This is a genomic window from Pseudooceanicola onchidii (genome assembly GCF_004959925.1).
In the GTDB taxonomy this organism is placed as follows: Bacteria; Pseudomonadota; Alphaproteobacteria; order Rhodobacterales; family Rhodobacteraceae; genus Pseudooceanicola; species Pseudooceanicola onchidii.
Genome location: NZ_SPUW01000003.1, coordinates 713,646 through 734,192 on the forward strand (window position 1 = coordinate 713,646; position 20,547 = coordinate 734,192).

A 20,547-nucleotide genomic window follows, 5' to 3' on the forward strand; every position below is an offset into this window, starting at 1 on the left:
AACGCGAGTCTGGCACATGGATTATCCTGCGGGTTCAGACGGGCGGCTTCAACGCGACACTTCGTTCCGCGACATTCCGGTCGGCGGCGCGATGTGCGGCGATGAGGATGGCGACGTCGGGCAGGGCGCGGCGGATGTTGTGCAAGACGGTGTCGGCCAGCGCGTCCTCAAGCCCTTCGGTCGGTTCGTCCAGCAGCAGGATCTGCGGGCGGCGCAGCACGGCGCGGGCCAGCACAAGGCGGCGCGCCTCGCCCCCCGAAAGGCCCGCGCCGCGAAACCCAAGCCGCGTGTCCAACCCGTCCCGGTCGCGCAGCGTCTGGGCGAGGCAGGTGATTTCAAGCGCGTGCCAAAGCGCGGCGTCCCCGACCCCGGGTGCGGCAAGGCGCAGGTTGTCGGCCACGCTGCCGCCGATCAGGGCGTGGCGCTGCGGCACCAGGGTGATCGGCCCGGTCAGGGCATCGGCGGACCAGTCGGTCAGTGGACGACCGCCCAAGGTGATCGTCCCAGTCGTCGGCTGAAGCGCCCCCGCGGCAAGCAGCAGAAGTGTGCTCTTGCCGCTGCCGCTTGGGCCGGTCAGGGCAACGCAGTCTCCGGGGGCGAGGGTGAGGTCTACTGGGGCGATCACGTCGCGGCCCGAGCCGGGGATTCGGTAGGTCACGCCTTGCAGGTGCAAGGTTCCCGTGGGCAAGGGGGCGGAGGATACGACGGGCGGCGCGGGCAGGTCGGGCCAGATGCGGCGCGCGGCCTGGGTCATCCGTCCGACCTCGGACAGGGCGCGACGGACGGGGGCGGTGGCTTCGCCAAGCGCGAGGGCGGCAAAGATCGCGATGGCGGCGCGGGCCGGGTCCAACGTGCCCTGCGTCACCAGGTGCCCGCCGATGCCGATGGCCAGCGCCACCGCCAGCCCGGTCGACAGGTCGAGCGCGCCGCCCATCCGCCGCTCAAGCCGATCCAGCCTGCGCAGGTGGAGGGCATGGCGCCGGAAGGCGTCGCGGCAATGATCTGCGCTGCGCTGAAGCTGGCCATAGACCGTCAGATCGTCCCGCCCCGCGATCAGGTCGATCAGGCGGCTGCGTCCGGCCTGCAGCGCGGCCTCGGTCTGCCGGGCAGGGCGACGGGCCAGCCGTTGCCCAAGGCCGAAGATCACCGTGGGCAGGACCAGGTGGCACAGGCCGACCGCCAGCGCCAGGCGCGGATCCACCAGCAGCCACAGCACCAGGGTTGTGAGCGCGATCACCCCCCAGCCCGCCAGCGCGGGCAGGATCAGGCGCAGCAGCGCCCCGTCCAGTGCGTCGATGTCGGCGGTGATCCGGTTGATCATGGCGGCGGCGCGGATCCGTTCCAGGCGGCGCTGCGGGCGCGTCATCAGCCCCCGCAGCAGGTCGATGCGCAGCCGCGACAGGGCCCTGAGCGTGGCGTCGTGGGTCTGCACCCGCTCGCCATAGCGTGCGGCGGTGCGGCCAAGCGCCAGAAGGCGGATCGCGGCCGAGGGCATGAACACGTTGAACAGGATGCCAATGCCTGCGAGCCCCGCCAGCGCCGTGGCCGTGATGAACCACCCCGAGATGCCCAGCAGCGCGACCCCCATCCCCAGGACAAGCGCCGAAAGCGCCAGGCCCTGCAGCAGCGCCCGACGTTCCTGCCGCGCAATGCGGTTGAGGATGCGCAGAAGGGGGATCATGGGCGGTCCCCGATCGGCTGGACCGTCCGGTCCAATTGGCTGGCCAGCTGCATGTCATGCGTGGCCACGATCAATGTCCCGCCGGCACGGCCGTAGCCCAGCAGCGCCCGTGTGACGGCGGCGGAGGTCTCGGCGTCCAGATCTGCGGTCGGCTCGTCGGCAAGGATCACCCCGGGGGTGCCGTGCAGCGCGCGGGCCAGGGTCACGCGTCTTGCCTCTCCGCCCGAGAGACCGGCGCCGCGCGCGCCAAGCAGGGTCTGGTCGGCGCGGGGAAGGCGGGCGATCACCGTGGTCAGCTGGGCCGCTATGGCGGTTTCGGTCGAAATCGGGGGGCCGAAGGTCACGTTGTGACGCAGGCTTTGGTTCAGGAAGTGCGGCGCTTGCGGCATCCATCCGATCTGCGCGCGCCAGAGGTCCGCAGTCGCGTGAACAAGCGGCTGTCCATCCAGCAGGATCTGCCCACTGTCCGGCCCCTCCAGCCCCGCCAGCAGGCGCAGCAAGGTCGTCTTTCCGCTGCCGCTTGGCCCGGTGATGGCCAGGGACTGCCCGGGGCCAAGGTCGATGTCGGGATAACGGATACCCCGCGCAGTAAGGTTGCGCGTAGACAGTCGGGGCATTCGGCCGGGCGCGACGCAAGCCCCGGTGCCCAGCCTCTGTTCTCTGGACTGGTCGGTCCAGCGGGCAAGGTCGGCCTCAACGGCCTCTGCCGCGGCCTTGTCATGCCAGGCGGCGGCCAGATCGCGCAGCGGCTGGAAAAATTCGGGGGCGAGCAGCAGCAGATAGATCCCGGCGGCAGGCGACAGGTCGCGGCCCCAGGCGCCCCAGTCCAGCTCTCCGAGAAGGGTGAAGCCGGTCCAGATCGCCACCATGGCCACGCCGAGCGCCGAGAACAGCTCAAGCACCGTCGACGACAGGAAGGCCACGCGCAACACCGCCATGGTGCGGTCGCGCAGCCGGTCCGAGGCGTCGGCGAACCCGTCGACCAATGCCGGCCCGGCGCCGATCAGCCGCAAGTCCGCCAGCGCCGCCAGCCGGTCGGCCAGCAGGTCACTCAGGCTGCCGATCTCCTCCATCTGCCGTTCACTGGCGCTTCGGGCGGCCCAGCCGACAAGGGCCATGAAGACCGGAATCAAGGGGCCCGCGACAAGCAGAACCACCCCGATCGCCCAACTGTGCCAGGCCGTCAGCCCAAGGATCACCGGCGGCACCACCGCCACCCGCCAACGCGCGGGCCGGTAGCGAAGCAGGTAGGGCCGCAGCGCCTCGGCCTTCTCGCAGGCCAGTGCGGCGGTCGCGCCACCGCCGCCCAGGTTTGATGCATCGGCCGCCGAGCTTTCCGTCGTGATGATCGCCTCGCGCAGGGCCGCGATCCGGGCCTCGGCCTGGGCGGACAGGCGGAGATGCGCGGCGGCGTCCAGCACCACCCGCAACCCCGTCAGGGCGACCACGGCCAGCGCCGCGACCCAGGGCGACAGGGCGGCGGTGCCAATGATCCAGCCGCCGAGCGTCCAGGCGATCACGGCGGCCTGACAGGGCCAGACCAGCCCGGCCAGTACCGCGAAGACCGGCCCCCAGGGGGCGGCCCGGCCCGAGGGCGTCTGGGGTGTCGGGGGGGTGATCAATCGGGGGCCTGTCGTTGCACTGCACGGCGAAGATACTGTGCCCCGCCCCGGGCGCAAATGCGTCACACCGGCCAATCGACAGGAAGTTGCGCGCGATGTGCAAAACCCGCTTGACGAGGCCCGCGTCCCCTTCTAGTACCACCGCCACGTCAGATGCGCGGTTGTAGCTCAGTTGGTTAGAGTACCGGCCTGTCACGCCGGGGGTCGCGGGTTCGAGCCCCGTCAACCGCGCCACTGACGGAATGAAAGGCGCCTTCCTTCGGGAGGGCGCCTTTTGCGTTTCCGGGGGATTTTCCCGGTGCCGGAAGATCTTGGCGATCAAGGGGTGATTTCTGACTTGACGGGGCCGGGGCCTTGGCCTATCCCGCCCCTCACGCGCGGTTGTAGCTCAGTTGGTTAGAGTACCGGCCTGTCACGCCGGGGGTCGCGGGTTCGAGCCCCGTCAACCGCGCCACTTTCCCCCCCCCATACCCACATCAGGGCCTGCTGTGCAGGTCGGCATAGGTGTAGCCGTCAGGCCAGATTCCGATCCACAGATAGCGTTTGCGGTGGTTCAGCTGATACAGCACGTGATCGAGATGGCTGATGTCCAGCCAGACGCGGATCGTGCGGTCCAGATCGTTGTAATAGGGCGGTTTCAGGTCAGCCGTGGCGCGGAAGCGCAGGATGCCGCGCCGGGCGAAAGACGACGGTGTGGCGATGCCGGAGAGTTCGATCTGGGTCAGCGGCCGCAGGCCACCGCGCGATTCGACGCCGGTGGTGTGCACGGCGTCGTGCACGAACAGGATCTCGCGCCGGACGTCTTCCGGGGCGACCGAGGCCTGGGGTTCGGCCTCCATCGCCGCAATGCGGGCATGAATTTCCGCCTCGATATCAAGGGCCATGGCACCCTCCCGTTGCGTGCGACCGTCAGGGAGGATGCCACAGAGAGCTTAACCCGGCCTTGCCTCAGCTTAACGCGTCGAGGATTCGTGCCCAGCTGCGGATGCCCTTGTGGAAGGACGACAGGTCGTACTTTTCGTTCGGGGAATGGATCTGGTCGTCATCCTTGCCAAAGCCGATCAGCATGGCGTCGGTGTCGAGGATCGACTTGAAATAGCCCGCGATCGGGATCGACCCGCCGCAGCCGACATAGGCCGCCGGGTTCGGCCATTCGTCCGACAAGGCCAGGCGGGCGGCTTCGAAGGCCGGGTGGTCGATCTGCATCTGGCTGGCGGGGCTGGCGCCGTGACCATGCCAGTCAACTTCGCAGTCGGCGGGCAACTGGCTTTCGACATAGGCGCGGAAGTTTTCGCGGATCGCATGGGGATCCTGCTGGCCGACAAGACGGAAGCTGATCTTGGCGCTGGCCTTGGACGGCAGAACGGTCTTGAAGCCGTCGCCGGTGTAGCCGCCCTTGATGCCGTTGACCTCGCAGGTGGGACGCGACCAGATCATCTCAAGCGGGGTGCGGTCCTGTTCGCCGGCCGGGTCCGACAGGTCCACGTCACCCAGGAAGGACGCGTGGTCGAAGGCCAGGTTCTGCCACTGGGCGCGGATCTCGTCGGGCAGCTCGGGCACGCCGTCGTAAAAGCCCGGCACGGTGATGCGGCCCTGGTCGTCGTGCAGGCCCGCGATGATGCGTGACAGCACGCGGATCGGGTTCATCGCCGGGCCGCCGTACATGCCGGAATGCAGGTCCTTGGAGGCGGCGGTGATCGTCAGTTCTTCGCCCAGCAGACCGCGCAGCATGGTTACGATGGCGGGGGTGCTGTCGCCAAAGAGCCCGGTGTCGCAGATCAGCGCGATGTCGGTCTTCAGCTCGTCGGCGTTGTCCTTCATGAAGGGGATGAGAGAGGGCGAGCCGGATTCCTCTTCGCCCTCGAAGAAGAAGGTGATCTTGCAGGGCAGCTGGCCATTCTCGGCGATCCAGGCGCGGCAGGCTTCGACAAAGGTCATCAGCTGCCCCTTGTCGTCCGAGGACCCGCGGCCGCGGATGACCTTGCCCGCCGGCGTGTCCTCAAGCTGCGGGTCAAACGGGTCACGGTCCCACAGGTCCAGCGGATCGACCGGCTGCACGTCGTAGTGGCCGTAGAACAGCAGGTGCGGGCTGCCTTCGCCGATATGGCCCACGACCATCGGGTGGCCGGGCGTGGGGCGCTTTTCGGCGGTGGCGCCAAGCGATTGCAGATCCGCGACCAGCCAGTCGGCGGCACGGTCACAATCGGCCTTGAAGGCCGGGTCGGTCGAAATCGACGGGATGCGCAGCAGGTCGATCAGGCGATCGGTCGCGGCGCCCAGATCGGCGTCGATGCGGGCGAGGGTGGCGTCGAGGGACATGGAAGCTCCTTTGATCTTTCGCGCGAAGCGTACCAGCGGCCAAGGCGGTGTCCAGTGGGGCGGATGCAAAGGGGGCTCTGCCCCCGCCGCTCTGCGGCTCCCCCGGGATATTTTCGGCAAGAAGAATTGGGGTGCGCAGTTCTTTTTGCTTCAAATATCCCCGCCGGAGGCATTGGCCGCAGGCCAATCACGCCATGTCGCACAGCGCGCGGATGGTGCGCCTGTTGCGCGCCGTCGTGGTCACGCCAAGGGCCGTGGCGATTTTCTGGGCGACCTTGGATGTGCCGATCCCGGCGGGGGGCCAATGATAGAGGCAGTGATCCGACAGGCGCAGCTCTTCCCCGTGATAGAGAAGGGGGGTGAGCCTGGACAGCGCGTCCGCTGCGGGCGGATCGCGGAACAGGTGATAGTGCAGGCGCCGTGGATCGGCGTCGTCCGGGAAGGGGTTTGCGGCGTCCATCTCTGACATCTCTTGGGCCGTGAAGGCCAGCGCGGGGGGGCGGTGGTGGAAGTGCTTCTCGATCAGGGCAGAGGTCCAGTCGGCCATGGCGCGGGGGTCGGGGCCGGGGTGGTCGAAGACCAGGTTGCCGGACTGGATATAGGTGGCGACCTGTTCGGCTCCGGCCTCGGTCAGGGCCTCGCGCAGGACGGCCATCGGGGTCTTGCCGTGACCGCCGACGTTGATGCCGCGCAGCAGGACGATCCAGCGGGTCATGGTGCCTTGTCCCTTTGGCTGAGCTTTACCAGCAGCGGCAGGTGGTCCGATGCTATCCGGGCGGGTTGCGCGGTGTGCGTGCGCGGCGCGGAAGCCGTCAGCTCCGGCGACAGGGCAAACCGGTCAAGCCGCCCAAGCGGGCGGGGCGCGGGGTAGGTGCGGGGGCTGTCGAGCACGCGCAGCTGCGGCATGGCATGGGCCAGCACCGAGATCGTGCCCCATTCGTTCAGGTCCCCCGCCAGCACCGTCGGGCGGGGGGGCATCGTGGTCAGCCAGCGCGACAGGGTGGCCATCTGCCGGATGCGGTCGCGCCGGATCAGGCCCAGGTGGGTGCCGATCACCCGCAGCGGGCCGATCGGGGTCGTCAGGTCGGCCCGGATCGCACCACGGGGTTCCAGGCCGGGCAGGTCGATGTGATCCAACGTCTCGATGTCGATCCCCGGGCGGGCGAGGATGGTGTTGCCGTGCCATCCAAGCGACGGTCCGCCGGGGCCAAGGGGCGACACGTCCAGAACCCGCCAGTCCGCGGCCTCGGCCATGGCGCGCGGCAGGGCGGCGGGCCGGGGCGGCAGGCGCTTGTCGACCTCCTGCAACACGGCCAGCGCGGCACCGGTGTCGGCCAGCACGTCAAGGCTGCGGCTTGGATTGCGGCGCAGGTCCATGCCGACACATTTCTGCAGGTTCCAGGTTGCTATCGTGAGGTGGCGCGCTTTCATAAGGGTATAGATTGATCCAGGAGCGCCCCTTGTCACCCTTCTTTCGCGAACAGACGCTTTTGACCAAGGCGATATGGATAGCCCTGGTCGCCGATGCGACTTTGGCCATCGTCGAGTTGCGGTTTTCGCTGGCCTTCATCGCGCTGGTGACGCTGGCCCTGTCGATGGCGCCGGCGCTGGTGGCCAAATGGGCCGCGATCGAGGTGCCCAAGGGATTCGTGCTGGCCGTCGTCGTCTTCATCGCGGGCACGGTGTTCCTGGGCGAGGTCTATGACTTCTACAACAAGCTCTGGTGGTGGGACATGATGATGCACGGCGGGTCGGCCGTGGGGTTCGGCCTGATCGGGTTCGTGCTTGTCTTCATGATGTTCCAGGGTGACCGGTTCGCCGCGCCGCCGTCGGCCATCGCGGTCTTTGCCTTCTGTTTTGCGGTGGCGATCGGCGCGATCTGGGAGATCTTCGAGTTCACGATGGACCAGCTCTTTGGGATGAACATGCAGAAATCGGGGCTGATGGACACCATGGGCGATCTGATCGTCGACTGCATCGGCGCGATGATCGGGGCGGGTGCTGGATACGCCTATCTCAGGGGGCAGCAGCTGGGCGGGATGACGGGGGTGATCGAAGACTTCGTTCGGCGCAATCCCCGGTTCTTCCGAAAGTGGCGCAGATAGCCGTTGACGGTGGCGTATGGTCGGGCATGGACTGCGCGGCATGAGAAAAGATGCGCTCGACCTGCCGGGGTTTGCCGGACTTCTGCTGTTTACCACCGTGCTGGCGGGCAACCAGATCGTGATGAAGCTGACCTCGACCGGGCTGTCGCCCGTGTTTCAGGCGGGGCTTCGATCACTGTTTGCCTGCGCGATCATCCTGATCTGGATGCTGGTGCGGGGGATCGGGTTCGGGTCGCTCAGGCGTGACCTTTGGCCCGGGCTGGCCATGGGTGTGGCCTTTTCGCTGGAATTCATCGGGCTTTTCAACGCGCTGGACATGACGACCGTCGCCCGGGCCTCGATCATCTTCTACACGATGCCAATGCATCTGAGCCTGGCGGCGCATTTCCTGATCCCGGGCGAACGGCTGACCCCGGTGAAGATCGCGGGGCTGATCTGCGCTTTTGCAGGTGTGGTCATCGTGCTGCTGGACCGGCCGGGCGGAGAGGCAAGCCTTGCGGGTGACCTGCTGGCCTGGCTGGGGGCGATCGGCTGGGCCACCATCGCGCTGATCGTGCGGATCACCCGGATTTCCGAGGCCCCTCCCGAGGCGCAGCAGCTGTGGCAGCTGTCGTTCTCGGCCGTCGCCCTGCTTGCCGTGGCGCCGCTGTTCGGGCCGTTGCTGCGCGATTTCGGGACGGAACACATCTGGCTGATGGGCTACCAGGTCTTCCTGGTGGCAAGCTTCGGGTTCCTGGGGTGGTTCTACCTGATGAAGACCTACCCGGCCGCCATCGTGGCGAGCTTTTCCTTCCTGACGCCGGTCCTGGCGGTCTTCATGGGCTGGGCCGTGCTGGGCGAGGAGCTGCACCTGTCGGTCCTGCTGGCGCTAAGCTTCGTGTCGGCGGGCATCCTGCTGATCAACCGCCGGGCGCGCTGAGGCCCGCTGCCCGGGGGCTGTCTGCCCCCGGACCCCCGAAGGTATTTTCGACCAGAAGAAGGCGGGATTTTTCAGGTGCCGCAGAAGGTTGCGGTCACCACTTCGTCCTGTGACGGAGGCCGGGTGAGGCTTTGGTCGACCGGGTATTGATAGGGCGTGGCCAGAGCGGTCATCAGTGTCTGGAAGGGCGCCATGTCGCCCGCCACGGCGGCGGTGATCATCTGTTCGATCCGGTGGTTGCGCGGGATCACGGCCGGGTTCGTCCGGGCCATCAGCGCGGCGGCGTCGGGTTCGCTTTCAAGCCGGGCGTGCCAGCGGTCGGCCCAGTCGAGGAAGGCGTCCCGGTCCGCGACATGGTCCTTGGCGTCGTTGCTGGGCAGGGCGCGGAAGGTGTTGGTGAAATCTGACCGGCCTGCTGCCATCAGCGCCAGCAGGTCGTCGATCAGGGCGGTGTCACCGGCGCGCGGGCTTGCGATGCCGATCTTTGCCGCGAAGGTGCGCAGGCGTTCGGCCTCGATCAGGTCGGGCATGGCGTGCACGGCTTCGGTGAAGGGTGGGATCGCGGCCTCGGGGTCAGGCATCAGCGCCAGAAGGGCCGAGGCCAGTTGCGCCATGTTCCACGGCAGGATTTTCGCCTGATTGTCATAGGCATAGCGCCCGTTTCTGTCGATCGAGCTGAACACGGTTGAGGGGTTGTAGCCGTCCATGAAGGCGCAGGGGCCGTAGTCGATGGTTTCGCCGCTGATCGACGTGTTGTCGGTGTTCATCACGCCATGGATGAAGCCTACGCCCATCCATTGCGCGACCAGGCGGGCCTGGCGGGCTATGACGCCCTTCAGGAAGCTCAGCGGGTCGGTCGCGCCCGGGTCGTGGCGGTCGACGGCATAGTTGAAAAGCGCCTGCAGCGAGTCCGTGTCGCCACGGGCTGCGAAGTATTCGAAATGGCCCACGCGCAGGTGCGACGCGGCCACCCGGGTCAGCACGGCGCCGGGAAGGGGCGTTTCGCGCAGGATGTCCTCTCCGGTCGCGGTGGCGGCGAGGGCGCGGGTGGTGGGGATGCCCATGGCGTGCATCGCCTCGGACACCACGTATTCGCGCAGCACCGGGCCCATCCAGGCGCGACCATCGCCGCCGCGCGACCAGGGCGTGCGGCCCGAGCCCTTGAGCTGGATGTCACGCCGCTGGCCGGTCTGGTCGATCACCTCGCCCAGCAGGACCGCGCGACCATCGCCGAGCGACGGAGAGAACCCGCCGAACTGGTGCCCGGCGTAGGCCTGCGCCAGCGGATCGGCGCCCTCGGAGATGGTGTTGCCCGCCAGGACGGCTGCGTCAGGGGTGCCGGTGATGCCCAGCTGATCGGCCAGGGCGTCGTTCCAGGCCAGCAGGCGGGGGGCGGGCACGGGGGTCGGCGCCTGCCGGGTGAAGAGCGTACCGGGCAGGCGGGCGTAGGTGTTGTCGAAGGGGATGGTCAGGGTCATGCGCCAGAGGTAGGGGCGCAGGACCCCCGGGTCCAGCCCCTTAGAGCTTGCGGGTCATCAGCATGTAGTCGGCGCGGGGCTTGAAACCGGCGCGCTTGTAGGCCTCCTGCGTGCGCACGGCGACGCGAGAGACCTCGAGATGGATGGCGCGCAGCCCGTTTTTCGACAGCTGTTTCGGCAGGTTGGTCATCACCTCGGTGCCGATGCCGCGGCCGCGGACCGAGGGGCGGATGTAGAGTTCGTCCACGAAGCCGTCCATGCCGCCGAATTCCACCGCCCAGCCGAAGCTGATCACGATATAGCCGATCGGAGAGCGCGGCGGGCCGATCAGCCAGACACCGCCGTAGGGCGAGCCTTCCAGCAGGGGCGTGAGACCCGCGACCCGGTCGTCTTCGGTCACGTCGATGGCGCCTTCTTCGTGGAAGGCGCGCACCAGCGGCAGCAGGCGATCGAGGTCGTCGGGCTTGGCGAGGGTCAGCGCGGTCACAGGCGGGCCAGCCTTTCGGTCAGGAGGTCGAAGTATCCCTGCGCGTCGATATCGCCCATGAACATCGCGTTCTTGTGGCGGTCGGTGACGCCCCACCAGTCGGCGACGGTCATGCCGAGGGTCAGGTCCGAGATCGTCTCGATCTCGACGTTGATCTTGCGGCCGGTGAACAGTTCGGGCCGGATCAGGTAGGCGGTGACGCAGGGATCGTGCAGGGGCGCGCCGTCGGATCCGTATTTCTCCTTGTCGAAGCGTTCGAAGAAATCGGTCATCTCGGCCACGGCGACACCGACCTTGGTGCCAAGTGCGCGGAAGGCATCGTTGCGGGCCGGTGTGACCAGCGCCTTGTGCGTCACATCCAGCGGCATCACGGTGATCGGCGCGCCCGAGCGGAAGACGATCGCGGCGGCCTCGGGGTCGACGTAGATGTTGAATTCGGCCGCCGGGGTGATATTGCCGACCTCGAAATAGGCGCCGCCCATCAGGACGATTTCCTGCACCTTTTCAATGATATCCGGCGCGCGCTTGAAAGCGGACGCGATGTTCGTCAACGGGCCCAGGGGGCACAGGGTGACGGTGCCATGGTCATGGTCGCGCAGGGTGTCGATGATGTAGTCGACGCCGTGCTTTTCCTGCAGCTCCATCTTGGGATCGGGCAGCTTGGGGCCGTTCAGCCCGGTCTTGCCGTGGACATGTTCCGCCGTGACCAGCTTGCGCTGCAGCGGCACGTCACACCCGGCATAGACCTTGGTGTCGGTGCGGCCCGCCAGTTCGCAGATGATGCGGGCGTTCTTCTCGGTCAGATCCAGTGGCACGTTGCCCGCCACGGCGGTGATGCCCAGCACCTCGATCTCTTCGGGGCTGGCAAGCGCGAGGAGGATGGCGACGGCGTCGTCCTGACCGGGGTCTGTGTCGATGATGATCTTGCGGGGCATTGGCGGCCTTCTTTAAGTTGCGGGCTGCAAAGTGGCCCGGGGCGGCGCGGATGTCCATGGGTGTTGCCGGGTCAGGCAAGGGGCCACCGGGCACGCAAAAAGGCGCGTGCCGGGCACGCGCCTTGCCAAGGGCTCGATGGATCGGACTCAGCCGACGAGATCAGCCGTCAAAATCAACCGACTGGATCAGTTGCAGCGCCTGCGGGCGCAGCTGTGCCAGGTCCATCAGGTTGGTGTCGTCTGCGGTGAATTCGCCCCAGTTCTTCACCAGGTCGATGGCTTCGGTGCCCGGTGCGATCGGGTATTCGTAGTTCGCGGCGGCGTAGATCTCCTGCGCCTTGGGCGAGACAAGGAATTCCATCAGCTTGAGGGCGTTGTCGCGATTCGGGGCGGATTTGGTCATCGCCACGCCCGAGATGTTGACGTGCGCGCCACCGTTTTCGAAGGTCGGGAAGACGATGCGGACGCTGTCGGCCCAGGCCTTCTGTTCCTCGTCTTCCAGCATCTTGCCCATGTAGTAGGTGTTGCCGACCGAGATGTCGCATTCGCCGGCCCAGATCGCCTTGACCTGCGCGCGGTCGTTGCCCTGCGGCTTGCGGGCGAGGTTCGCCTTCACGCCTTCCAGCCAGGTCTTCGCGGCCTCTTCACCGTGGTGGTGGATCATCGCCGCGACCAGCGCGACGTTATAGGCGTTGGTGCCCGAGCGGATGCAGATCCGGTCCTTCCACTTGGGGTCGGCCAGGTCTTCGTAGGTGGTGACTTCGCCGTCAGCGACACGGTCTTTGGAGGCATAGACGATCCGGGCGCGGGTCGTCAGGCCCCACCACTGGCCCTCGGGGTCGTGGTAGGCGGCGGGCACGTTGGCGGTCAGCACGTCCGAGGTGACCGGCTGGGTCAGCCCGGCTTCGACCACGGCCGAGAGGCGCGAGATGTCGACGGTGAAGACCAGGTCGGCGGGCGACCGGTCGCCTTCGGCCTGCAGGCGTTCGACCATGCCCTTTTCAAGGTGCGCGACGTTGACCTTGATGCCGGTCTCTTCGGTGAAGGCGTCGGTCAGCGGGGCCAGCAGTTCGGGCTGGCGATAGGAATAGAGGTTCACTTCCTGCGCCATGGCGGGCAGGGCGGTCAGGGCAGCGGTGGCTGCGAAGACGGAATTGCGCAACGAAAAGGTCATGGAGGTCTCCTCAGGGTTGACACTTTGCGGCGCTTAAAGCTGACGGTTTTTGTCGGGTCAATACCTGATTTCTTTGCTCAAGAACCTGTGCGGGCTTTTTCCGTAGCCTTGGCTTCGTTCCACAGCGCGTCCATCTCATCCAGCGTGCTGTCGGCGGGTGACTTGCCGCGCGCTGCCAGCCCGGCCTCGATCGCGGCGAAGCGGCGGGTGAACTTCGCATTGGCGCGGCGCAGGGCGGCTTCGGGATCGACCTTCATGTGGCGGGCGAGGTTGGCCATGACGAACAGCAGATCCCCCATCTCGTCCTCGATCTCGTCAAGGCCCAGGGTGTCGCGCGCTTCGACCAGTTCGGCGGCTTCCTCCTGGATCTTCGCCAGCACCTCGTTGGTCGAAGGCCAGTCGAACCCGACCCGGGCGGCCCGCTTTTGCAGCTTCAGGGCGCGCAGCAGGGCCGGCAGGCCTACCGCCACGTCATCCAGAACACCCTGTGCGCCCTTGGCGGCCCGTTCGGCGGCCTTCACCGTTTCCCAGTCGACGGTCTGCTGATCGGCGGACTTGTCGCGGCTTTCGTCGCCGAAGACATGCGGATGCCGGTCGATCATCTTGCGGCTGATTTCGGCGACCACGTCCTGGAATGTGAAAAGCCCTTGGTCTTCCGCCATTTGCGCGTGGAAGACGGCCTGGAACAGCAGGTCCCCCAGCTCTCCCTTCAGCTCCTGCGGGGATCCGCGTTCGATGGCATCGGCGACCTCGTAGGCCTCTTCGATGGTGTAGGGGGCGATGGTGGCGAAGGTCTGTTCGATGTCCCAGGGGCAGCCGGTGTCGGGATCGCGCAGGCGGCGCATGATGGTCAGCAGCTGCTCCATGCCCTCGGGCAGGTCATGAATGGGGTCGCGGGGCATTGCGGCCTCTCTCTCTTTCGGATTTGGTGCCAAGGTGACGAGCAAGACCCAAGGAGTCCAGAGATGGCGGTGATCAATTCAATTGCAGGCTTCGCCGAGGACATGACGGCCTGGCGGAGGCATCTGCACCAGCACCCCGAACTGGGCTTCGACTGCGTGGAAACCGCCGGGTTCGTTGCGCAAAAACTGCGCGACTTCGGCGTGGACGAGATCCACGAAGGCATCGCGAAGACAGGGCTTGTGGCCCTGATCCACGGGCGCGGCAAAGGCGGCGTGATCGGGCTGCGCGCCGATATGGACGCCCTGCCGATCATCGAGGAAACGGGGGCCGAGCATGCCTCGACCGTCCAAGGCAAGATGCATGCCTGCGGCCACGACGGGCACACCACCATGTTGCTGGGCGCCGCGCGCCACCTGGCCGAGACGCGGAATTTCGCGGGCACGGTCGCGCTGATCTTCCAGCCCGCCGAGGAAGAAGGCGGCGGCGGCGGTGTCATGGTCGACGAAGGGATCATGGACCGCTTCGGCATCGATCAGGTCTATGCCATCCACAATGCGCCGGGCTTTCCCGTCGGCACCTTCGTTACGGGGCCGGGGCCCGTGCTGGCGGCGGTCGACACCTTCCATATCGACGTGAAGGGCATCGGTGGCCATGCCGCCAACCCGCACGAAACCAGCGATCCGATCCCCTGCGCCGTGTCGATCGTGCAGGCGATCCAGACCATCGTGTCGCGCAACCACTATGCGCAGGACGACCTTGTGGTTTCGGTCACGCAGATCCACGCCGGGTCGGCGGAAAACATCGTGCCGGACAAGGTCTATATCAACGGCACGGTACGGACCTTCGATCCGAAGGTGCAGGACATGGTCAATCGTCGGATGGAGGAGATCGTGGCGGGGCAGGCGGCGTCCTTCGGGATCAAGGCCGTGCTGCGCTATGACCGCCACTATCCCGCCACCGTCAACGATGTCGCCAAGTCCGAATTCGCGGCCGAGGTCGCGCGGGGCGTGTCGGGGCAGGTGGTCTATCGCGAAGGACGCGAGATGGGGGCCGAGGATTTTTCCTACATGCTGCAGGCGCGGCCGGGGGCGTTCATCTTTCTTGGCGCGGGCGAGGACGGCGCCGGACTGCATCAGCCCGATTACGATTTCAACGACGACATCGCGCCGATCGGCGCATCCTATTTCGTGCGGCTGGTGGAAACCGCGCAACCGGTGGAGGGCTGAACATGGCACTGGAAGACGCAAAGACCAAGATCGACGACGCCTTCACCCGGACCGATCCCCGGGGGCTGTCGTATGAAAACGCCTTTGCCGGGGCCACGTCCTTTCTGCGGCGCAAGTACACCAAGGATCTGACCGGGATCGACCTTGCGGTGACCGGCGTGCCCTTCGACCAGGCGGTGACCAACCGCACCGGCACCCGCTTTGGTCCGCGCGCGATCCGCGAGGCTTCGACCCTGCAGCCCTATGATCCGCCCTATGGCTGGGGGTTCGATCCGCTGAGCGATTTTGCCGTGGCGGATTACGGTGATCTGGCCTTCGACTATGCCAAGGTCTGGGAATTTCCCGCCGCGGTCGAGGCGCATATCGCGGGCATGCTGGCGCAGGACGTGGGCACGCTGGTGCTGGGGGGCGATCACTTTATCACTCTGCCGATCCTGAAGGCGCATGTGGCGAAGCACGGGCCGCTGGCGCTGATCCAGTTCGATGCGCATTCGGACACCTGGGCCGACGACGACATGGAAAGGATCGACCACGGAACCTTTGTCTACAAGGCCGCAAAGCTTGGGCTGATCGACGTGGACCGATCGGTCCAGATCGGCATCCGCACCACCTGTGACGATCATTGCGGCATCCACGTCATCGACGCGGCCGAGGTGCACCGGACCGGACCCGAGGCCGTGGCGGAGAAGGTGAAGACAATCGTCGGGGACGCCAAGGCCTACCTGACCTTCGACATCGACTGTCTTGATCCGGCCTATGCGCCCGGCACCGGCACGCCGGTCTGGGGCGGCCTGTCCTCGGCGCAGGCGGCGGCGATCCTGCGCGGGATCGCGGGGGTCAACCTCACGGGGGGTGACGTGGTCGAGGTTTCGCCTCCGTTCGATCATGGCGCGATTACGGCCGTCGCGGGCGCGCATGTCGCGACCGAGATCCTGTGCCTCTGGGCCTGGACCCGGCGCTGAGCCATGAAAAAGGGCGGGCCCTGTGGCCCGCCCTTATGCATCGGGGAATGGTGGTGCTCAGGCCATCAGGCTTTGCTGCGCCAGGTGGCGGCGGTGGTTGAACGTCGCCACGACCGAGGCCGACAGCACGCCAAGCGACACGACGGCCACCATGATCGACAGGAACGACCCGCCGATGCCCGGTTCGGTGCCGTTCAGACGTTCAAGCGACACGGCGGCCATGGCCACGAAATGAAGGCTGCAGACGCCGCCGACGAAACCCAGCACGCGCTGCAGGTTGCGGGTCGGGTCCGTTGGGTCCTGCATCAGGGCCACGACAAAGCCCAGCACGCCCGCGATGATGCCCAGCAGCAGCACGAAGGGATTGTAGGTCGCCAGGCAGTTCTCGATCGCGGACATGCCGGTCAGGTGCATGGCCGCCACGCCAAAGCCCGCGATGACGCCAAGGCCCAGGCGGATCTTGGTGTCGCTGAAGAAGACGCTGCCCGCCACCGGAAGGCCGACGGCGAGAATGCCGACGAGGATCGAGATCCCGGTCAGCTGGAAGTCATAGGTCAGCGCGGCATCGGGGCGGTAGCCGATCATCGCGACGAAATGGGTGGTCCAGACGCCCACGCCCGATACGACCGCAACCCAGAAGGCCGCGTACCGGCGTTGCGCGGCGGTCGCGCGCTGAAGGTTGCGGGTCAGAAGAGCAAGGGTCACGGCGGTCAGAAGACACACGGCCCCGGCGGCTGCGATGAAGTTCACCTTGGTTTCAAGGATCCCCTGCAGAAGAAGTCCGATCATTTGAAGTTGCCTGCATTCTTTATAGGTATGTTTTGCTGACCCTAATATCCAACATAACAGGTCCTTGGAATGCATGTTTCCGAGAGGTCGGCGTTGCACGTTTGGTGTGACCTTACGTGAACGTCAGCGTCCTGACGTGACGCCCAAGCGCGCCAGTTGCGGGCCTTATGACAAGGGATAGGTCGGTGCGGCGCGCGGCCACATGGTCTTGCAATCCCCCCGGCGCGCTCATAGGTTCCGCCAAACTCAGCGGGACGCCCGCCATACAAGAAGGAATCCCCCCATGGAAGGTGGCGCAATCGCCCAGTTTCTCCCCCTCATCCTGATCTTCGCGATCATGTATTTCCTGTTGATCCGTCCGCAGCAGAAGAAGCTGAAGGACCACCAGAAGATGGTCAATGCCGTGCGCCGGGGTGACATGGTGGTGACGCAGGGCGGGATCATCGGCAAAGTGGTCAAGGTCCGCGAAGACGGTGAAGTCGAGGTCGAGATCGCCGATGGCGTCAAAATCCGGGTGATCAAGTCCACGCTTGCCGACGTGAAGTCCAAGACGGAACCGGCCGAAGCCAGCTGAACCAAGACCGCGAAGGGGCCGCGCGATGCTGCAGATCGAGCTGTGGAAACGAATTCTCATCTGGGGTGCCGTCGTGCTTGGCCTATTGCTGGCCGCGCCGAACCTCTTTTATGGCAAGGTCGAACGGTACAATGACGCCGTCGCGGCCGGTCAGCCCGCCGAGGGCTGGTCGGACTACCTTCCGTCCGGGCTTGTGAACCTGGGCCTCGACCTGCGGGGCGGGGCGCATCTTCTGGCCGAAGTGAAGGTCGAAGAGGTCTATGCCACGCGGATGAAGGGCCTCTGGCCCGACGTGCGGACCCGCCTGCGTGATGCGCGCGACACCGTCGGCACCATCCGCCTGCAACAGGGGCCCGAAGACGAACTGCGGGTCAAGATCGGCAACGCCGACGCCATCGATGAAGCCGTCCGGATCGTGCGGGAAATCGCCAGGCCCGTGACCAGCCTGACCGGGGCCGGTCAGACCGATCTGGTGGTCAGCGCGCAAGGCGACGTGGTGATCGTCCAGCTGTCCGAGGCCGAGCGCCTGTCGACCGACGACCGCACCGTGCGCCAGTCGCTGGAAATCATCCGCCGCCGCATCGACGAGGTCGGCACGCGCGAACCCACCATCCAGCGCCAGGGCGCGGACCGGATCCTGATCCAGGTGCCTGGCGTCGGATCGGCAGAAGAGCTCAAGGCCATCATCGGGACCACCGCGCAGCTGACCTTCCAGCCGGTGATCCGCCGCACCACCGACGATCAGACCGTGGCCCGCCCGGGCGAGGCCGTGCTGCCCGCCCTGGACGATGCAGGCCAGTTCTATGTCCTCGAGGACACGCCGGTCGTCACCGGCGAGGAACTGGTCGATGCCGAACCGTCCTTCGACCAGAACGGCCGCCCGGCGGTCAGCTTCCGGTTCAATCCCGGCGGCGCACGCAAGTTCGGCGACTATACCGCCAACAACATCGGCAACCCCTTCGCCATCGTGCTGGACAACGAGGTCATCTCGGCCCCCGTCATCCAAAGCCACATCGCGGGCGGCTCGGGCATCATCACCGGCAATTTCACGGTCGAGGAATCGACCAACCTGGCCGTGCTGCTGCGGGCCGGTGCGTTGCCTGCGGGCCTCGATTTCCTCGAGGAACGGACGATCGGGCCGGAACTGGGCGCGGACAGCATCCAGGCGGGCAAGATCGCCTGTATCGTGGCCGGGGCGGCGGTGCTGCTGTTCATGTTCGCCTCCTACGGGCTGTTCGGGCTTTTCGCCAATATCGCGCTGGTGCTGAACGTCGGCCTGATCTTCGGGCTGCTCAGCCTGGTCGGGGCGACGCTGACCCTGCCGGGCATCGCGGGCATCGTGCTGACCATCGGTATGGCGGTCGACGCCAACGTGCTGGTCTTCGAACGCATCCGCGAAGAGCTGAAGACCGCCAAGGGTCCGGCGCGCGCGATCGAACTGGGCTATGAACGGGCGCTGTCGGCGATCGTCGATGCGAACATCACCACGTTCATCATCGCGCTGATCCTGTTCGTGCTGGGCTCGGGTCCGGTGCGCGGGTTCTCGGTCACGCTTGGTATCGGGATCATCACGTCGGTCTTCACCGCGATCTGGGTGACCCGCCTGCTGATCGTGACATGGTTCGACCGGGCGCGGCCCAAGACAATCGAGGTTTGAGATGCGGCTGAAACTGGTTCCCCAGGACACCAACTGGGATTTCTTCAAGTACCGCTACGCAACCTTCGGGTTCTCGGTCTTCCTGATGATCGCATCCCTGGCGATCTGGCTGACGGTCGGGCTGAACTTCGGCATCGACTTCCGGGGCGGCACCACGATCCGGACCCAGTCCGAATCCTCGGTCGATGTCGGCGCCTATCGGGATGCGATCGCACCGTTGCAACTGGGCGATGTGTCGATCTCCGAAGTGTTCGACCCCTCGTTCGACAGCAACCATCACGTGGCGATGATCCGCATCCAGGCTCAGGACGGTGAGGAAAGCGCCTCGGGCGACACCATCGCCAAGGTCGAGGCCGCGCTGCAATCGATCGACGACACGATCCGTTTCACGCAGGTCGAATCCGTCGGCCCCAAGGTCTCGGGAGAGCTGATCACCACCGCCGTGCTGGCCGTGGCGGCCGCGCTGGCGGCGATCCTCTTCTACATCTGGCTGCGGTTCGAATGGCAGTTCTCGGTCGGGGCGGTCGTGGCGCTTTTCCACGACGTGCTGGTCACGATCGGTATCTTCTCCCTGCTGCAGATCCGGTTCGACCTGGCGACCATCGCGGCGCTGCTGACCATCATCGGTTATTCGATCAACGACACCGTGGTGATCTTTGACCGACTTCGCGAAAACCTGCGCAAGTACAAGACCATGCCGCTGCAGGACGTGATGAACCTTTCGGTCAACGAAACCCTCAGCCGGACCCTCATGACCTCGGGCACCACGCTGATCGCGCTGATCGCACTGCTGGTGCTGGGCGGCGACGTGATCCGGGGCTTCGTCTTCGCGATCACCTGGGGCGTCGTGATCGGCACCTATTCCTCGGTCTATGTCGCGAAGAACATCGTGCTGTGGATGGGCGTCAAGCGTGACTGGTCCAAGCCCACGGATACGACCGGCAACCAGTTTGCCAATATCGATGCCTGACTGGCTGCCCGAGGGGGTCTCCTCCTTCGGGCTGATCGTCCTTCTGGTGACCGTCTTCGTGGCCGGCGTGGTCTATGGCTTCGCAGGCTTCGGGGCGGCGCTGATCTTCCTGCCGGTCGCGGCGCGGGTCGTCCCGCTTGAGGTCGCGATTGCCGCCTTCAACCTGTCTGCCGTCGCCTCGCTTGTCACGGTTGTCCCCAAGGCCTGGAAGCAGGTCGACCGACGGGCCGTCTGGGTACAGATCCTCTGCGCCTGCCTGTCGGCCTCGGCTGGGATCTTCGTCTTGCGGACGGTCGACGTGACCTGGCTGAAATGGGCGATGGTACTGCTGATTGCCGCGACGCTGATCGCGCTGATCGCGGGCTGGCGGCTGAAAGCCGAACCGACCCTGCGCATGCGCGGCTACGTCGGCCTGCTGGCGGGGTTCTTCGGTGGCGCGGTCGGTCTGCTGGGCCCGGCGGTGGTGATCTTCCAACTGGCCGGGACCGAAAGCGCCGCGCGCAGCCGGGCCACGACCCTGGTCTTCCTGACCGTCAGCTCGGTCCTGATCCTGCCGTTGATGGCGGCGCAGGGGCTGATCACATGGGCGGTTGTGCCCCTTGGCCTTGCCATGCTGGTGCCCTACGGTCTGGGCACGCAGGTTGGCCACTGGCTGTTCCGGCCCCAATTCGAAGGGCTCTACCGTGGCGCGGCCTATGCGTTGATTGCCCTGGCGGTCCTTCTCGGGCTGCCGCTCGACACCTGAG

At 66.4% G+C, this 20,547-nt stretch carries 20 protein-coding genes and 2 tRNA genes; 10 read left to right on the forward strand and 12 right to left on the reverse strand.

The genetic code is table 11. The features are described 5' to 3' along the window. Positions 1 to 34 precede the first annotated feature (34 nt). Together cydC and E4S58_RS16405 are read right to left on the reverse strand one after the other, a co-directional pair. Positions 35 to 1,681 (reverse strand): thiol reductant ABC exporter subunit CydC, encoded by a 1,647-nt coding sequence (gene cydC / locus E4S58_RS16400; RefSeq protein ID WP_136637521.1) that lies wholly within the window; start codon positions 1,679 to 1,681, stop codon positions 35 to 37. Further along, positions 1,678 to 3,303, reverse strand: a complete 1,626-nt coding sequence (locus E4S58_RS16405; RefSeq protein ID WP_136637522.1) for an ABC transporter ATP-binding protein/permease — start codon at positions 3,301 to 3,303, stop codon at positions 1,678 to 1,680. The genes cydC and E4S58_RS16405 overlap by 4 nt, the downstream gene beginning before the upstream one ends. A 157-nt stretch (positions 3,304 to 3,460) precedes the next feature. Here E4S58_RS16405 and E4S58_RS16410 point away from each other — a divergent pair. Together E4S58_RS16410 and E4S58_RS16415 are read left to right on the forward strand one after the other, a co-directional pair. Then, a tRNA-Asp gene (locus E4S58_RS16410) sits at positions 3,461 to 3,537 on the forward strand. Between the two features lie 143 nt (positions 3,538 to 3,680). Beyond that, a tRNA-Asp gene (locus E4S58_RS16415) sits at positions 3,681 to 3,757 on the forward strand. A 22-nt stretch (positions 3,758 to 3,779) separates the two neighbouring features. On the opposite strand, the gene E4S58_RS16420 is transcribed toward E4S58_RS16415, so the two are convergent. From E4S58_RS16420 to E4S58_RS16435, 4 genes are all read right to left on the reverse strand, one after another. Further along, positions 3,780 to 4,187, reverse strand: coding sequence for a hypothetical protein (locus E4S58_RS16420; protein WP_136637523.1), 408 nt, complete (start codon positions 4,185 to 4,187; stop codon positions 3,780 to 3,782). Positions 4,188 to 4,251: 64 nt separating this feature from the next. After that, positions 4,252 to 5,622 (reverse strand): M20/M25/M40 family metallo-hydrolase, encoded by a 1,371-nt coding sequence (locus tag E4S58_RS16425; RefSeq protein WP_136637524.1) that lies wholly within the window; start codon positions 5,620 to 5,622, stop codon positions 4,252 to 4,254. A gap of 187 nt (positions 5,623 to 5,809) precedes the next feature. Continuing rightward, positions 5,810 to 6,337, reverse strand: a complete 528-nt coding sequence (locus tag E4S58_RS16430) for a DUF1697 domain-containing protein (RefSeq protein WP_136637525.1) — start codon at positions 6,335 to 6,337, stop codon at positions 5,810 to 5,812. Then, positions 6,334 to 7,053, reverse strand: a complete 720-nt coding sequence (locus E4S58_RS16435) for an endonuclease/exonuclease/phosphatase family protein (RefSeq protein WP_136637526.1) — start codon at positions 7,051 to 7,053, stop codon at positions 6,334 to 6,336. The genes E4S58_RS16430 and E4S58_RS16435 overlap by 4 nt, the downstream gene beginning before the upstream one ends. Before the next feature lie 29 nt (positions 7,054 to 7,082). On the opposite strand from E4S58_RS16435, the gene E4S58_RS16440 reads away from it, so the two are divergent. Then, a complete protein-coding gene (locus E4S58_RS16440; protein WP_136637527.1) occupies positions 7,083 to 7,727 on the forward strand; it encodes a DUF2238 domain-containing protein in 645 nt (214 codons plus the stop codon). A gap of 40 nt (positions 7,728 to 7,767) precedes the next feature. Continuing rightward, positions 7,768 to 8,646 carry a DMT family transporter gene (locus E4S58_RS16445; RefSeq protein ID WP_240789579.1) on the forward strand — a complete coding sequence of 293 codons (879 nt, stop codon included), beginning with the start codon at positions 7,768 to 7,770 and terminating at the stop codon, positions 8,644 to 8,646. Between the two features lie 71 nt (positions 8,647 to 8,717). Here E4S58_RS16445 and E4S58_RS16450 read toward each other — a convergent pair whose 3' ends face one another. The 5 genes from E4S58_RS16450 to mazG all read right to left on the reverse strand — a co-directional run bounded on the left by E4S58_RS16450 (position 8,718) and on the right by mazG (position 13,622). Continuing rightward, complete coding sequence (locus E4S58_RS16450) at positions 8,718 to 10,124, reverse strand: protein adenylyltransferase SelO (RefSeq protein WP_136637528.1); 1,407 nt, start codon at positions 10,122 to 10,124, stop codon at positions 8,718 to 8,720. 40 nt (positions 10,125 to 10,164) lie between these two features. Next, positions 10,165 to 10,611 (reverse strand): GNAT family N-acetyltransferase, encoded by a 447-nt coding sequence (locus E4S58_RS16455; protein ID WP_136637529.1) that lies wholly within the window; start codon positions 10,609 to 10,611, stop codon positions 10,165 to 10,167. Continuing rightward, the gene (locus E4S58_RS16460) at positions 10,608 to 11,546 is read right to left on the reverse strand and encodes a nucleoside hydrolase (protein WP_136637530.1); all 939 of its coding nucleotides are present in this window, start codon (positions 11,544 to 11,546) and stop codon (positions 10,608 to 10,610) included. Before E4S58_RS16460 ends, E4S58_RS16455 begins: the two co-directional genes overlap by 4 nt. A 160-nt stretch (positions 11,547 to 11,706) precedes the next feature. Next, positions 11,707 to 12,720, reverse strand: a complete 1,014-nt coding sequence (locus tag E4S58_RS16465) for a Fe(3+) ABC transporter substrate-binding protein (protein WP_136637531.1) — start codon at positions 12,718 to 12,720, stop codon at positions 11,707 to 11,709. A gap of 77 nt (positions 12,721 to 12,797) precedes the next feature. After that, on the reverse strand, positions 12,798 to 13,622 hold the full coding sequence (gene mazG, locus E4S58_RS16470) for a nucleoside triphosphate pyrophosphohydrolase (RefSeq protein ID WP_136637532.1): 825 nt from the start codon (positions 13,620 to 13,622) through the stop codon (positions 12,798 to 12,800). A 63-nt stretch (positions 13,623 to 13,685) separates the two neighbouring features. On the opposite strand from mazG, the gene E4S58_RS16475 reads away from it, so the two are divergent. Then, positions 13,686 to 14,849: a M20 aminoacylase family protein gene (locus E4S58_RS16475; protein WP_136637533.1), complete on the forward strand. Its 1,164-nt coding sequence runs from the start codon at positions 13,686 to 13,688 to the stop codon at positions 14,847 to 14,849. Positions 14,850 to 14,851: 2 nt separating this feature from the next. Beyond that, entirely contained in the window at positions 14,852 to 15,811 is a 960-nt protein-coding gene (gene speB / locus E4S58_RS16480) for an agmatinase (protein ID WP_136637534.1), read from the forward strand. A 57-nt stretch (positions 15,812 to 15,868) separates the two neighbouring features. On the opposite strand, the gene E4S58_RS16485 is transcribed toward speB, so the two are convergent. Beyond that, a complete protein-coding gene (locus tag E4S58_RS16485; protein WP_169052698.1) occupies positions 15,869 to 16,600 on the reverse strand; it encodes an MHYT domain-containing protein in 732 nt (243 codons plus the stop codon). 283 nt (positions 16,601 to 16,883) lie between these two features. Between E4S58_RS16485 and yajC the strand changes: the two genes are divergently transcribed. The 4 genes from yajC to E4S58_RS16505 are packed head-to-tail and all read left to right on the forward strand — an operon-like array spanning position 16,884 to position 20,546. Next, positions 16,884 to 17,174 carry a preprotein translocase subunit YajC gene (gene yajC, locus E4S58_RS16490; RefSeq protein ID WP_136637536.1) on the forward strand — a complete coding sequence of 97 codons (291 nt, stop codon included), beginning with the start codon at positions 16,884 to 16,886 and terminating at the stop codon, positions 17,172 to 17,174. Positions 17,175 to 17,199: 25 nt separating this feature from the next. Further along, on the forward strand, positions 17,200 to 18,831 hold the full coding sequence (gene secD / locus E4S58_RS16495; RefSeq protein WP_136637537.1) for a protein translocase subunit SecD: 1,632 nt from the start codon (positions 17,200 to 17,202) through the stop codon (positions 18,829 to 18,831). A gap of 1 nt (position 18,832) precedes the next feature. Continuing rightward, positions 18,833 to 19,801: a protein translocase subunit SecF gene (gene secF / locus E4S58_RS16500; protein WP_136637538.1), complete on the forward strand. Its 969-nt coding sequence runs from the start codon at positions 18,833 to 18,835 to the stop codon at positions 19,799 to 19,801. After that, entirely contained in the window at positions 19,794 to 20,546 is a 753-nt protein-coding gene (locus E4S58_RS16505; RefSeq protein WP_136637539.1) for a sulfite exporter TauE/SafE family protein, read from the forward strand. Before secF ends, E4S58_RS16505 begins: the two co-directional genes overlap by 8 nt. The last annotated feature ends 1 nt before the right edge of the window (position 20,547 follow it).